Here is a 14,039-nt window from a genome sequence, read left to right as displayed (position 1 = left end):
GACGGTGAACGGGAGCGGCCACGTGAGTGACAACGGCACACGGCGCATTCAGCGGCCGGCGGCGGCCGAACCCGACGGGCAGTGGCTCGCCGAGGTCGCCGCCAGCGCCAGCCGTGACGCCGGCAACGTGCCCGTGGCGTTGCTGGGCGACTACCTGCCGCTGCTCGCCGATGCCGCCATCACCGGCCGCAAACCCAAGCGCGCCGAACTCGACGCCGTCGAGACGCTCGGCCGCAAAGCCGCCGAGCAGGGCATCTCCGCCGGCCGGGTGGTGCAGCTCTACCTCTCCGCCGCCCGACGGCTGTGGCAGGATCTTCCGGACGTCGTACGTAGCCGTGACCGTGAGGCCGTGCGTGCGGCGGCCGCCGCCGTGCTGCACGTCATCGACGATGCCGTCGCGACCCTGGCCGAGGGTTATGCCGTCGCCCGTCGCGACCTGGTCCGCCATGAGGAGACGCTGCGCCGCGAACTCATCGACGACCTGCTGCGCGGCGACTCCGACCTCGGCGGTCTGGTCGACCGGGCCGAACCGTTCGGCCTCGACCTCGCCCGCGTCCACCAGGTCGCCCTGGCCGCGCCGAGCCGGCGGCTGCCGGACACCGACACGGCGACAACGGCGCTGGAGGCGGTCATCTTCGACCGGCTCGGCGACCGTGACGTTCTTGTCGCGACCAAGGACGGGCTCCTGGTCGTCATCGCTCCCGCCGACACCACCGGCTCCGACGGTGTGCCTGCCGGCCACGACACCGACGACAATCTCGGCCGGCTCATGCACGACCAGTTGCGCCGGTTGCCCCACGGACAACCCTGGCGCATCGCCGTCGGCCGGCCCCACCCGGGCCTCTACGGCATCGCCCGCTCCTACGAGGAAGCCCGCGAGGCCCTGACCATGGCGGGCCGGCTCCGCATGCCCACCCCCGTGGTCAACGCCCGGGACCTGCTCATCTACCGCGTCCTGCTACGCGACCAACCCGCCATCGTCGAACTCGTGCACGCCGTGCTGCACCCGTTGACCCGGGCCCGTGGCGGTGCCGAACCGTTGGTAGCCACCCTGCAGGCATACTTCGACACCGGCGGCGTCGCCACCGAGACCGCCAAACGCATCCACGTCTCGGTACGGGCGGTCACCTACCGCCTCGAACGCATCCACGCCCTCACCGGTTACAACCCGGCCGACCCCGCCCAACGGTTCACCCTGCAGGCCGCGGTGCTCGGTGCCCGCGCCCTCAACTGGCCCGGACAGCCGCTGCCTGCGGCCGGTTGACCTGCTCCTCACGCGCCGGGTCTCGGGCCCTGACCTGCTCGGCTGGTGGATACCGCAGCCGACCCGACAGGGCCCCGGGCGCGGTACCGGGAACACTGAAGCCGTGGGGTATCCGGTTCGCGTTCTACGGCCGGGGCGTGAGCGTCGCCGAGTTCCTCGACCGCGACAGCGGGCGCGGGAAGCGCACGGCAACCCCGCCGGAGTGGCGTTCATGTGGGTCTACCGGGAGTGACCTTCCGTCTCGTCGTTCTCCGGCCAGCCGCGGCGCACGTCGGGTTCCGCGTTGACCTGTGCGTAGGAGGGAAGGTCCGCGCGGACGGTGAGGCCGTCGCGGACGGCCAGAGCCGTCTGCACGGATGCGGCAAGAGCGGCGCGGAACAGCAGGGAGCCGGTGCTGATCCGTCGTACGCCGAGCTCGGTCAGGGTGGCGACGGTGTGTCGTCCGGGCAGGAACAGGACGTTGACCGGTACGTCGACCGCCGCCACGACGGCGGCGATGTCGGCGGGCTCCGCTATCCCGGGCACGAACACGGCATCGGCACCGGCGTCGGCGTAGAGCCGTATCCGGCGCAGGGTCTCAGCCAGGTCGCCGGAACGCTGCCAGTGGGTGTCGGTGCGGGCGTTGACGAACAGACCCGGCACTTCCCGTTTCACCGACCTGATCAGTGCCGCGTGCGCCGTGGCCGGGCCCATGGCGTCCTCCATGTTCACGCCGACGGCACCGGCTGCGGCCACCGCAGCCGCAGTGGCGACCGACCCGGTCTCGATGTCGACGGTGAGGTGGGCCGGGAGCGTCGCCAGGCTGCGCGTGAGGCGCAGCGTGTGGTCGTCGGTGGCGTTGACACCGTCGCGCAGGCCGTTGGCAGCAGCAACGCCGAGGCTGGTCGTGCCGAGCGCGGGGAAGCCAGCGTCGACGAGGCAGCGGGCCGAGGCGACATCCCATACGTTCGGTAGGACGAGGGGCGCCGCAGTGCGGTGCAGCGCGGCGAAGTCCCTCACGCACGGGCTCCTTCGATGAGAGCGAGCACGCCTCCAACCGGGGCGGCGTGGCATAGGGATGCTGAGCGTCAGGTCCCTGGCGCGGCTCACCTGCTCCAGTCGCCGGCATTGATCCTGGCACACGCCCTGGCCGCCGTCATGAGCACCTGCCGTTCGACCTGAGGTCCCCCGCTCTCCAACTGCCCGGGGGAGTCGAGGTCGTGGCCTTCCGCGACGGCGCGTTCCGAGTGCCCACCGACGCCGTCCGGCTGCGCACGATCAGCGGCACCGTGCCCGGGGCCCTGCGGCGGACAACCGGCCGGGATGCCTGGATGCGGTAGGTCCCTCGCTCAGTCTGCCGGGCGGTCGGACGGCGTCCGGCACGTCGACCCCCAGACGGTCGAGGGCCGCTACCCTGGCCGCCGCCGGTCTCGCCGTGCTGACCGCGTGACCGTACGGCTCCATCAGGGCGACCACTGCCGCTACGAGGCCGTCGCCCGGCTTCGATCCGGCGGTCTGAGCCCCCTGCCGGGCGTGCCCAGGGCGTCTGATTGTCGACAGTGGCGAATCGCGAGCTGCGCGCACTTTGATCTCGGAGCCATGCCACTCTTGCGCGCGTCGCCTCGCATAGGAGTCACCATGGTGTGGAGTCGAAAGTCGTTTCGGGCGTCGTGGAGTTTGGCCGCCGTGGCTTTGCTTGTCGCTGTCGGCGGTTGTTCCGCTGTGGACGGCACCCCCGCCGGCCCGTCCTCGGAGCCTGCTGTCGTCTCCGTGCAGGCCGCCTATCCTGGCGACAAGCAGGGTGCCCGAGCCTTGATGGCGGAGCTCGCCGCGCACGGCGATCCCGCGCTGGTCGCCTCCCTGCGCCCGACGACCGCGGACTATCAGGCGCTGTTCGAGCCGGCCTTCGCCGAGCGGGCGCAGCGCTTCTACGAGAAGGGCCTCTGGGCCTCGATGCCGCCCACGGCGGCGCCGTTCGCCAAGCCGGACCAGACGGAGGTACGGGTCTGGGGTGCGACCACCGAGGAACTGCGGGCCTGGGGGAAGGACGCCCAGGCCAACTTCCCGGGCGGGTACGAGGAAATCAAGGACCAGTTGCGGCCTGGACTGACGATCTACTCCATCGACATGGTGGTTCCCGGCGAGGAGCACGGGATGGCGTACAACGGTCTGACGTACGTCAACGGTCATTGGGCTTTCTTCCCCAAGCCCTGGCGTGTACTCGAGTCCGAGAAGTGAAGGGGTGTCGATGACTGAGCTTGCTCGGATACCGCTCGCCGGGGGCGGCGTCGTCCTGGTCGAGTCGGCCGAGGTGGACACCGCCGGTGGCCCGGTGAAGGCCGGTCGCGTCGGCGACCGGGTGCACGAGATGTCCGCGACCCTGCAGGACCTGTTGGAGCCGGTGGTCGACGCCGCCCAGGTCCTGCTCGACCAGCTCAGCCGGGCCAAGCCGGCCGAACTGGAGGTCGAGTTCGGAATCGCGCTGTCCGCCCAGGCCGGTGCGGTGATCACCAAGACGGCGATGAGCGGCAATCTCAAGGTCAAGATGAAGTGGCGGCGGGACGGGCCAGAGGTCCTGGTGCAGGAGGAATCGGGCAGCATGGACATCGCGTGACCGGTGCCGTCGACCTGCGGTGGGCCAGCAGCGTGGCCCAGATCCTCGACGCGCGGGACACCGCGGCCGGAGCGGGCTTCCTGATCGCCGAGGACGTCCTGGTCAGCTGCGCGCACGTGGTGCTGGCGGCAGGAGCCCGGATCGGCGACCCGGTGCGGCTGCGCTTCCCGCAGGCGGCGGGCACCCCGATGGTGAGCGGCCGGGTGCTGGCCGACGGCTGGCAGCCGCCGGACGGCGACGACATCGCCCTCGTACGGCTGGATTCGGTCCCTGGGGGTCTGCGACCGCTCCCCCTGGCCGGGTCCGGCGGCCGGCGGGGGAACCGGGTGCGGTCCTTCGGTTTCCCGGCCCAGGCCGGTCCCGGCGGCCACTTCGGGTACGGGCGGGCCGGTGACCTGCTGCAACCGGCGCTGCTGCAGCTCACCGCAGCCAACGACCTGACCCAGGGGTTCAGCGGCAGCCCCGTGTGGGACGACAGCGCCGACGCGGTGATCGGCATGGTCTCTGCGGTGACCCGCCCGGACGCGCTCGACCGGGGCACCGGCATCGGGTATGCGACGTCCGTCGCGGCCCTGCGGTCGGCCTGGCCCGCGCTGGCGGTGTCCGATTCCTGCCCGTACCGGGGCCTGGACCCGTTCGGGCCGGAACACGCCGGGGTCTTCCACGGCCGGGCCGGCGCCGTCGACCGGGTCGTGGCCGCGCTGGCCGACCGGCCACCGCTGCTGTTGCTGCTCGGCCCGTCCGGCGCCGGGAAGTCGTCGCTCGTCCAGGCGGGTGTCCTCCCGGCGCTCGCGGGGGGACGGCTACCGGGCAGCGCAACGTGGTCGACGATCGTGGTCAGGCCGGACGATGCGGGCCTCCCGTTCGGGGAACACGAGTTGCTGGTGATCGACCAGTTCGAGGACCTGCTCATCACGCCCGCGGCGGGGCCGGTCCTCGACGGTCTGGTCGCCGCCGGGCGGCCGGGACGCACCGTGCTGCTGGTCATGCGGGACGACTTCTACCCCCGGCTGGCCGCCGAAGCGCCCGCCCTGCTCGAGCTCGTCGGCCCGGGAATCATCAACATCCCGGCCACGCTCACTCGCGCCGAACTGCACGACATCATCGAAGCACCGGCCGCCGCGGGCGGCGCGCGGCTGCAGGACGGCCTGCCGGAACGGATCATCGACGACGTCCTCGCCGCCGATCCCCGGGCGGCCACGGCAGTCCTGCCGCTGCTGGAGGTGGCGCTGAAGCAGCTGTGGGAGAGCCAGGAGGACGGGGTTCTGACGCACCGCGCGTACGAGAGGTTCGGGGGCCTGCGCGGCAGCATCACGGCCTGGTGCGACCAGACCGTCACCGGTCTCCCGCAGGTCGCCAGCCGGGACGTCCTGACGGCGCTCGTCCGCCCGGCCGACGCCGCGCACCACATCCCCGCCGTGCGCCGCCGACGTCGGTTGTCCGAGCTGCGGGAGCTGGCGGGCGACGCCGACGACGTGCTGGCGGTCCTCACCGCCCAACGGCTGGTGGTGACCAGTGCCCCGGCACCCGTTGCCGAACCGGTCGCCGAGCTGGCGCACGACGCGCTGATCCGTGACTGGGCCACGCTGCGCAGCTGGGTGCGCAACGACGAGCAGTTCCAGCAGTGGCTGCAGCGCGTCGAGGAGAAGCAGCACCGCTGGTCCGACCGGCGCGAGCCCGCCGAACTGCTCCGCGGCCGGGACCTCGGCGAAGGACGGGACTGGTCGGCCAACCGGCGGCTGCCCCAGGACCTGACCGTCTTCCTCGCCGCCAGCGAGCGGGCCGCCAGGCGGGCGACCCGGGCACGCCGGACCCTGCTGGCCGGCCTGTGCGTGCTGACCCTCGTCGCCACGGTCGCCGCAGTCGCCGCGCTCCGCTACGCCAGGAACGCGAACGAGCAGCATGCCATCGCCCTGTCCCGGCAGCTCGCGGCGCAGAGTGGCAGCATCGACGGCACGCAGCCGGTGACCGCCCGCCGGCTCGCGGTCGCCGCCTGGAAGCAGGCACCCACCGCCGAGGCCGGGGACGCCCTGGCCGCGCGCCTCACCGAGGGGCAGTCCGGCTTCGTCGGTCACTCCGGCGCAGTCCACGCCGTGTCGTTCTCGCCGGACGGCCGGCAGCTGGCGTCCGGCGGCGAAGACGGCACCGTCCGGTTCTGGCAGGCGGCAACCGGCAGGGTCTGGCAGACGGCCGCCGGGCGGCCCGCTGCCGCGCCACCCGCCGGGCACACCGGGGCGGTCACCGCCGTGGCGTACGACCCGGCCGGGACGGTGCTGGCGTCGGCCGCGGCGGACGGCACCATCCGGCTGTGGGACACCACGACGGCACAGCCCACCGGCGGACCGCTCACCGGTCACACCGACCGGGTCAGCTCGGTGGCGTTCGCCCCCGACGGCACCCGTCTGGCGTCGGCCGGGTGGGACGGAACCGTCCGTGTCTGGAACCGCGGTACCGGCGAGCAGATCGCCTCGGTCGCGCATTCCACCCGGGTGCAGGCGGTGGCGTTCAGCCCGGACGGCAAGTGGCTCGCATCCGCCGCCGACGACGAGACGGTGGTTCTCCGCGACCCGCATACCGGCCGGGCCGTCGGCTCCCCGATCACGACCCGGAGTTCGATCCGTGCCCTGGCCTTCGACCCCACCGGGACGAAACTCGTGACGGGCGGTGACCGAGGCGACGTCACCCTGTGGGACGTCGGCAGACGCCGGCCCGCCGACCTGCCCGCCGGCTCCGACCCGGTGCTCACCGTGGCGGTCAGTCCGGGCGGCACCCGGGTGGCGGCCGCCGGCATCGACCGGACCGCCCGTCTCTGGAACCCGGCCACCCGGGTGCCGGTGGGTCCGCCGATCACCGGCCACGGCGCAACGGTGTGGTCGGTGTCGTTCAACGCCGACGGTCGCGTCCTCGCCACCGGCGGTGCCGACGGCCGGATCCGGCTGTGGGACTCGACCACCGGCGCGCCGACCACCGCGCCACGGCCACTCGACGGGGGGCGAACGCTGCCCGTCACCACGGCCGGGACGTCGACCCTGACGGCCACCGTCGACGGCGAAGACAACCTCCGCCTCTGGGAGGCGACGACCGATCAGCCCTACGGGGTACCGCTGCCAGGTTCCGTCGGAGCGGTGTCACACGTCGCCACCGACCCTGACCGGCGGGTCGTCGCGGCCGGGGCCGGCAATCGCATACGGGTGTGGGATCCGCGCTCGGGTAGGCAGATCGCCGGTCCGATGAGCACCGACAGCGACTACGTCGCGAGTCTGACGATCAGCCCCGACGGCACCCGCGTGGCCGCCTCCGGCAGTGACGACCGGGTCCGGATCTGGGACATCGCCACCGGGCGGCTGACCCAGATCATCCGTACCGGCGGCGACTTCTTCGTCCACGAGGCGATCTTCGCCCCCGACGGTTCCCTGGTCACCGTGGGCAGCGAAACCGGTGTCCGGTTCTACGACCCGGACACCGGAACGCTGATCCACGACTACCGCACCACCTACCGGTACCCGGTCAGCGCACTGGCACTGGATCCCGCAGGCACCCGGTTCGCGACGGGCAGCCGCGACGGACCGGTCGAGATCCGGGACACCGGCACCGGTGCCCTGCTCACCCGGTTGCAGTCCAACGACGCGAAGGAGGCGACGGCCCTGGCGTTCATCGCCGACGGGTCGGTCCTCGCCGTGAGCGACGGAGCGTTCCGCGAGCCCGGCACGATCCGCTTCTGGGAGATCGCCACGGCACGCCTGCTCGCCACCCGGACCGGCCACCCGTCCCGGATCGCGGGCCTGGCGGTGAGCACCGACGGCGTCCTGGTCGAGTCGGTGGACGAGGTCTTCCAGACCCGGGACTGGTACGTGCCGGCGCCCCGGGTCGCGTACGCGGAGCTGTGCGCCCGCCACGGCCCACCCACCGGGGCGGAGTGGAAGCGGTACGCCCCCGACGAACCCGGCCCCCCGTCCTGCAAGCCATGAGTTCCCTGAACCGTTGCCACGCAGTGAGCACCGCCGCACGAGCGATCAGGAGAACTTGATCGAGCCAGCCCGGTTGTTCCAGCCGTCGCCGATGGTCGCGAGGTTGGAGGCTTCGTCGATCCAGACTGACTGGGCACCGGTGAAGTTGATCCCGTCGAAGAACTTGACGTCGCACTGGTTGTAGGTGCGCACCGACGTGATTCGGTTGTTCCAGTTGCCCCCGCTGGTCGTCCGCAGGTCGTCCCACTGCAACTCGACGTCGTACTCGGGGGTGCAGTTGCCGTTCTGAGCCCAGGCCAACTGCGCGCCGCTGAAGCCCGTACCGTCGTAGGTGCGGGCGATGACGACGCTGGCCTGCGTAGCCCCCACCGCGCGCAGCGCTTGCGCCTCGGTATCGGCACAGCGCAGTACGCGGGTGTCCACGTTGACCGCGCAGTTGCGCGGCTGCTCCTTGGCGACGGCCGGTGAGCCGGGTGCACCGAGCAGGACCAGCACACCCAGCACGGCACCGCTCGCGACGATCGTTCTTGCGTCCACCGTCTTCTCCTTCAGGTTGGCTGCGGCGGCAACCAGCACGGCACCCACCTCGCCGCATTGATGATCGTCGATTACGTTACCGGAACCGGGACCTCCCCGCCCCGGTACCCGGTCGGGACCGTCCGTGCGATGCCACGTGCTGACGGCGGGACATGACACCCAACGCTCGCCAACCACAACGCCTGATCCTGTGCGTGAAACCCGGTGCCGCCCGGTCGCCATCTGCGCGACCGGGCGGTGCCGTGTTTCGTGACCGGCTACCTGGTTCAGGAGGCAGTCATGCGAGCCATGGTCTACCGCGGTCCGTACCGCCTGCGGGTGCAGGAGAAGGACCGTCCCGCCATCGAGCACCCCAACGACGCGATCATCAAGGTGACCCGGGCAGCGATATGCGGGTCCGATCTGCATCTTTACCACGGGATGATGCCCGACACCCGGGTCGGGCACACCTTCGGCCACGAGTTCGTCGGCGTGGTCGACGAGGTCGGTCCGTCGGTACGGAACGTCCAGCCGGGCGACCGGGTCATGGTGCCTTTCAACGTCTACTGCGGTTCGTGCTTCTTCTGCGCCCGAGGGTTGTTCAGCAACTGCCACAACGTCAACCCGACCGCCACGGCCGTAGGCGGTATCTACGGCTACTCACACACCTGTGGCGGCTACGACGGTGGTCAGGCCGAGTACGTCCGGGTGCCGTTCGCCGACATCGGCCGCTGGACGGTGCCCGTAACCCCCACCGGAGGCGTGCCGGATGTGGGCGGGGGCGTCGAAGCCCTTCGTCGGGGATGACCGACGCTGCAGGCATAGACCCCTGTCGCAGCGTCCGTGAGGGAGCGTCGAGAATGGTGACGCCGGCTCAGGCTTCGAGGCGGTGGACCGGTGCGACGACCAGGTCGTGGATGCGCCAGTCGAAGTCGCGGGCGAACTGCTGTAGCTCCTCCAACCGGTCGACCAGCCGGTCCGTGCCTTCCCGGGGCACGACGATGAGTTCGCCGACGAAGACGTGGCCCTCCTCCCGCAGGCGCAGGCATGCGTCGACGACCCAGTCGTGGTCCTGGACGGCGGTGAGCAACTGGTGAGGCAGTGGGTGTTCGTGGCTACCGTCCACCACGCGGGGTTTGTTGTCCATCAGGTTCGCCACCGCGCCGCGGGTGGTCCGGACCCCGTCGCGGACGATGTCCCCGCCGATGATCAGGGCGGCGACGGCGTCGGCCCACCACAGACCGATACCGATGCCGGCCACGCCGAGGATGGCGGCGCCGGCGGTGAGCCAGTCCGCGCGGTTCATCTCGGCGTCGGCGAACAACACCTTGTCGTGGAGTTGGCGGGCGATCCGTTGCTTGGCGCGGCCGAGCAGGATGGCCGGCACCATGGTGACGAACAGGACGGCGATCATCAGCCAACCCAGCCAGAACCGTTGTCCGAAGACCTCGATGAGGCCGATCGGTGCCCGTTCCCGCGCGACGAGCCGTACCGCGGAGTCGTAGACGACGTATCCGCCGAGACCGAGCAGCGCGACCGAGCCGGTCAGGAACGCCACGCTCACCGAGCGGTGGTAGCCGTAGGGGAAGCGCTCGTTCGGGGCGCGGTTGCGGTACCGGGCGGCGATGAGGAACGCCGCGGGTGGGACCAGGCCGAGCATGTCCTCGATCCAGGCGGCCTTCATCGCCTGCGACTGCCCGAGGGTCACCGCGAGCAGGGCGACGGTGGCCACGAAGAAGGCGATGGTCCACCATTCCAGCCGGATCGCGCGCCGGTGCAGAGCGGCCTTGTCCGGGGGCAGTTCGAATCGGTCGTACATCCTCATCGGGCCGCCTCCGCCCGCTGTGCCTCGACCAGCAGCCGCATGACGTCGGCATGCGAGCGCTCCAGCAGGAACCGCTCCACCTCCACCTGCCACGCATTCTCGGGCGGTAACGCCCACACGTGATCGGTGCTGGCGAGTTCGTGCCGTGAGGAGGTGAGCCCGAGTTCGGCCAGCCGCCACTCGCCGACGACGACGGGCAGACCCTCCGCGCCGGTCACCTCGTCCACGGCCACGACGTCAGCGCCCTCGCTGGTCATTGCGGCGACGTCGGCGGTGCCGCCGCGCACGGCCACCCGGTGTCCGGTGAGGTCGTCGGGAACGCGGACGCCGGCGGGGGCGGCCACCAGGGTGCGCGTCGTGACGTACGGTCGGGTCAGCGACGCCTCCTTCGTCCACGGTGCCTTGGCATCCAGGCCGCCGACCACGACATCGAGGACGCGGTCCTTCAGCGCGGCCATCAGTTCGGACTCCGGGCCGGGGTACCACTCGACCTCGGCTCCCAACTCCGCAGCCAACTGGGCGACCAGCTTCACCTCGGCACCGGAGGGTGGACCCTCGTCGGGCACCGTCACCCAGGGCGGGTTCTCGGTGACGCCCACCCTCAGCACGCCGTCGCGGACGCCAGCGAGGGTGTTCGCCGTGTCTCGCGGCAGGCCACATGCCGTGACCAGCAGCATCATCAGAGTCAGCACCGCGCCACCGCGTCGCATTCATCCTCCTGTCGGGAAGGTCGTCGGCCCCGCAGCCGTCTCAGCCCTTGCGGCCGGTGGTCGCGATGCCCTCGACGAAGTGCCGTTGGGCCAGGAAGAACAGCACGATCATCGGGATGGTGGAGATCACCGTCCCGGCGAGCAGCACCTCCCACTGCTGGTGCTCACCGCCGTAGCCGAACCGGTCGACCATCACCTTCAGCCCCCGGGGCAGGGTGTAGAGCGGCTCGTCGCGCAGGTAGATCAGTGGCTTGAGCAGGTCCGTCCAACTCGCCTTGAACTCGAACACGAACGCGACCAGCAGCGCCGGGCGGATCAGCGGGAAGGCCATCCGCCAGAACAGTTGCGGGTAGCTCGCGCCGTCGACCCGGGCGGCCTCGAAGTACTCCCGGGGCAACGACAGCAGGAACTGCCGGATCAGGAAGATGTAGAACGCCGAGCCGAACAGGTTGCCCGCCCACAGCGGCACCTGGGTGCCGACCAGCCCCACCTCCGACCAGATCAGGTAGGTCGGGATCATCGTCGCCGCGAACGGCAGCATCATCGTGGCCAACACCAGCCCGAACAGCAGGTTGCGCCCCGGGAACCGGAAATAGGCGAAACCGAACGCCACCCAGGCGCTGGAGATGGTCACCGCAGCGGCGGCGGCGAGCGACACCACCAGGCTGTTGCCCAGCCACTGCGCCAGCGGGACGGCCTGCCACACCGTCCGGTAGTTCTCCGGCGCGAAAGGCACCGGCAGGAAGCCGGTGTCGAAGACGTACGCCCGGGGGCGCAGCGACGCCGCGACCAGCCAGACGAACGGGGCCACGAAGAGCACCGTGGCACCGAGCAGCGCGGCCAGCCGCAGCGCCCGCGCCCACCACGACGGCCCGTCCCGCCCGACACCCGCCGGTCGCCGCCCTCCCGTCGCGCCCGACACCTGCCCGGGTACGCCCCGGCGCACCGCGATGCTCACGAGTCCCCCTCGTAGTAGACGAACCGGCGGGACAACCTGACCTGAACCAGCGTGATCAGCGCGATGACCAGGAAGAGCGCCCAGGCCATCGCGGAGGCGAAGCCCATGTGCAGGAACTGGAACGCCTCCTGGAACAGCCGGATGACGTAGAAGCTGGCCGCGTCGCTGTTGAAGGACCCGGCGTTCTGCCGGTTGCCGAAGTACATGGTGTAGACCTCGGTGAACATCTGCAGCCCGGCGATGGTGTTGACGATCAACGTGAAGAACAGCGCGCCGGAGATCATCGGCAGGGTGACGTGGCGGAACCGTGCCCAGCCACCGGCGCCGTCGAGTTCAGCCGCCTCGTAGAGATCGCGCGGCACGTTCTGCAACGCCGCCAGATAGATGATCACGCTGGAGCCGAGACTCCACAGGCTCATCAGCACGATGCCGGGCAGCACCCAGTCCGGGTCGGTGGTCCAGCTCGGACCGTCGACGCCGACCAGGCCCAGCGCCCGGTTGACCAGACCGTTCTGGGTGTTGAGCAGCAGCAGGAAGAGCACGCCGACGGCCACCGCCGGGGTCATCACCGGCAGGTAGAACACCGTCCGGAAGAAACCCTGCCAGCGACCGACCCGGCGCAGCAGCACGGCCAGCCCGAGCGAGAGCGCCATGGTCAGCGGCACGTGCAGCAGCGTGTAGTAGATCGTGTTGGTCAGGCTGCGCAGCACCTGCGGGTCGGCGGCGAGCCGCTGGTAGTTGTCCCCGCCGGTGAACCGGGGTGGGTTGATCACGTCGTACTCGGTGAAGCTGAGCCAGAGACTGGCGACCATCGGGCCGGCGGTGAAGGCCAGGAAGCCGACGATCCACGGCAGCAGGAAGACGTACGCCCAGCGGGCCTCCCGGCGGGCCGTCGGCGTCATCCGGGGCCGCCTGGTGGGCCGGGGGCGGGCAGCGTCTCCGGCGGTGTCGGTGGTAGGGGTGGTCATGGCTGCGGTTGCTACTTCGACGCCCGGTCGAGCGCGGCGGTGGCCTCCTGCTGGGCGCGGCGCATCGCGTCGGCCGGCTGCGCCTGCCCGGACAGCACCCGGTTCACCCCATCGGTCCAGGCCTTGTCGAACTCGGCGCCGGCCGGCGACGCCGGCAGCGAGAACGCGGCATCCTGGGCCGCCCGGATCACCTGCACCGCGTCGTCGAACCGGGGGCTGCCGCTGGGCTGGTAGAGCTCGTCGAAGATCTTCTTGTCGGCGGGGATGTTGCCGGTCCAGACGCCGGTGAACGGCAGGTTCTGCGCCTTCCGGGCCGCCAGTCGTGCGTTCGCGGCGGTCATCCAGGTGTCGGTGGCGGTCACCGTTCTGGCGAAGGTACAGGCGGCGTCCGGGTTCTTTGCGCCCTTGGGGATCACCCATGCCTGACCGTTGGCCATGGTCAGAGGCTTGCCCTGGCGGTCGGTGAAGGGCTTGACGACGAACGGGACGTCCGGGGAGTTCTTCGCGATCTGGTTGAGGAACCAGTCCTCCAACGGCCACACCCCGATCTGGTGTCCCGCGATCGGGTTCTTCGCCCCGAACAGGTCGAAGGTGTCCCGGAAGGACTTGACGTTGCCCCAGCCGCCCTGCACCTGGATCAGCGAGGTGGTGGTCCGCACCGCCTCGACGACCGACGGATCGTCCAGCTTCGCGGTCCGGCCGTCGGCGGAGATCATCTCCCCGCCGTTGGCCCGGACCCACATCGGCAGGAACTCCGGGATCTTCGGGTCAAGGCCGATCCGGGTGACCTTGCCGCCGTCCACCCGGGCCAGCCTGGTCGCCAGCGCCGGCAGGGCCGCCCAGTCGGCAACGTCGGCCTGGTCGGCGCTGATCCCAGCCTGTTCGAGCACCGTCTCGTCGAGATAGAGCACCCGTACGCTGGAGAACTCCGGGATGCCGTAGACGGTGTCATCCAGGGTGACCTGGGCTCGCGCGTCCGGCCGGTACTGCCCCAGGTCGATGCCCTGCTCCCGCACGCAGTCCGTCAGCGGCTGGACCGCACCGCTACGGGCGTAGGTGCCGATCAGCTTCCGATCCAGGTAGACCAGGTCGGGCGGGCTACCCGAGGCGACGGCGGAGAGGAACTGCTGCTCGTCGAAACTGCCCTCGGTGATCGTCAGCCTGACATCCGGATTGGCCTTCCTGAACGAGTCGACACGGGACTCCGCGATCTCGTCGGACAGGCCGAAACCCATCG

At 71.0% G+C, this 14,039-nt stretch carries 12 protein-coding genes; 5 read left to right on the top strand and 7 right to left on the bottom strand.

The window, feature by feature from the left end; translation table 11 throughout:
- Positions 1–22: 22 nt before the first annotated feature.
- The gene (locus ACN268_RS01175) at positions 23–1,264 is read left to right on the top strand and encodes a PucR family transcriptional regulator (protein WP_421481302.1); all 1,242 of its coding nucleotides are present in this window, start codon (positions 23–25) and stop codon (positions 1,262–1,264) included.
- A 219-nt stretch (positions 1,265–1,483) separates the two neighbouring features.
- On the opposite strand, the gene ACN268_RS01170 is transcribed toward ACN268_RS01175, so the two are convergent.
- Complete coding sequence (locus ACN268_RS01170) at positions 1,484–2,263, bottom strand: isocitrate lyase/PEP mutase family protein (protein ID WP_421481301.1); 780 nt, start codon at positions 2,261–2,263, stop codon at positions 1,484–1,486.
- Positions 2,264–3,058: 795 nt separating this feature from the next.
- Here ACN268_RS01170 and ACN268_RS01165 point away from each other — a divergent pair.
- The 3 genes from ACN268_RS01165 to ACN268_RS01155 are packed head-to-tail and all read left to right on the top strand — an operon-like array spanning position 3,059 to position 7,825.
- Complete coding sequence (locus tag ACN268_RS01165; protein WP_357927274.1) at positions 3,059–3,481, top strand: hypothetical protein; 423 nt, start codon at positions 3,059–3,061, stop codon at positions 3,479–3,481.
- A 10-nt stretch (positions 3,482–3,491) separates the two neighbouring features.
- On the top strand, positions 3,492–3,857 hold the full coding sequence (locus ACN268_RS01160; RefSeq protein ID WP_421481300.1) for a CU044_2847 family protein: 366 nt from the start codon (positions 3,492–3,494) through the stop codon (positions 3,855–3,857).
- Positions 3,854–7,825 carry a trypsin-like peptidase domain-containing protein gene (locus ACN268_RS01155; protein ID WP_421481299.1) on the top strand — a complete coding sequence of 1,324 codons (3,972 nt, stop codon included), beginning with the start codon at positions 3,854–3,856 and terminating at the stop codon, positions 7,823–7,825. The genes ACN268_RS01160 and ACN268_RS01155 overlap by 4 nt, the downstream gene beginning before the upstream one ends.
- 45 nt (positions 7,826–7,870) lie before the next feature.
- Here ACN268_RS01155 and ACN268_RS01150 read toward each other — a convergent pair whose 3' ends face one another.
- Positions 7,871–8,401 carry a peptidase inhibitor family I36 protein gene (locus tag ACN268_RS01150; protein ID WP_421481298.1) on the bottom strand — a complete coding sequence of 177 codons (531 nt, stop codon included), beginning with the start codon at positions 8,399–8,401 and terminating at the stop codon, positions 7,871–7,873.
- Positions 8,402–8,611: 210 nt separating this feature from the next.
- Here ACN268_RS01150 and ACN268_RS01145 point away from each other — a divergent pair, with 210 nt between their 5' ends.
- A complete protein-coding gene (locus ACN268_RS01145) occupies positions 8,612–9,148 on the top strand; it encodes an alcohol dehydrogenase catalytic domain-containing protein (RefSeq protein ID WP_421481297.1) in 537 nt (178 codons plus the stop codon).
- Between the two features lie 67 nt (positions 9,149–9,215).
- Here ACN268_RS01145 and ACN268_RS01140 read toward each other — a convergent pair whose 3' ends face one another.
- The 5 genes from ACN268_RS01140 to ACN268_RS01120 are packed head-to-tail and all read right to left on the bottom strand — an operon-like array spanning position 9,216 to position 14,037.
- On the bottom strand, positions 9,216–10,166 hold the full coding sequence (locus tag ACN268_RS01140; RefSeq protein WP_421481296.1) for a cation diffusion facilitator family transporter: 951 nt from the start codon (positions 10,164–10,166) through the stop codon (positions 9,216–9,218).
- Positions 10,163–10,876 carry a substrate-binding periplasmic protein gene (locus tag ACN268_RS01135; RefSeq protein WP_421481295.1) on the bottom strand — a complete coding sequence of 238 codons (714 nt, stop codon included), beginning with the start codon at positions 10,874–10,876 and terminating at the stop codon, positions 10,163–10,165. The genes ACN268_RS01140 and ACN268_RS01135 overlap by 4 nt, the downstream gene beginning before the upstream one ends.
- Before the next feature lie 40 nt (positions 10,877–10,916).
- Positions 10,917–11,834 carry a carbohydrate ABC transporter permease gene (locus tag ACN268_RS01130; RefSeq protein WP_421481294.1) on the bottom strand — a complete coding sequence of 306 codons (918 nt, stop codon included), beginning with the start codon at positions 11,832–11,834 and terminating at the stop codon, positions 10,917–10,919.
- Positions 11,831–12,802 carry a carbohydrate ABC transporter permease gene (locus ACN268_RS01125; protein ID WP_421481293.1) on the bottom strand — a complete coding sequence of 324 codons (972 nt, stop codon included), beginning with the start codon at positions 12,800–12,802 and terminating at the stop codon, positions 11,831–11,833. The genes ACN268_RS01130 and ACN268_RS01125 overlap by 4 nt, the downstream gene beginning before the upstream one ends.
- An 11-nt stretch (positions 12,803–12,813) precedes the next feature.
- Positions 12,814–14,037: an extracellular solute-binding protein gene (locus ACN268_RS01120; protein ID WP_421481292.1), complete on the bottom strand. Its 1,224-nt coding sequence runs from the start codon at positions 14,035–14,037 to the stop codon at positions 12,814–12,816.
- Positions 14,038–14,039: the final 2 nt, after the last annotated feature.

Origin of the sequence: Micromonospora sp. WMMD735 (assembly GCF_049178995.1) — a bacterium.
GTDB classification, from domain to species: domain Bacteria; phylum Actinomycetota; class Actinomycetes; order Mycobacteriales; family Micromonosporaceae; genus Micromonospora; species Micromonospora wenchangensis.
Note: the sequence above shows the minus strand (reverse complement) of the source record. Positions and strands in the feature narration are given on the sequence as shown.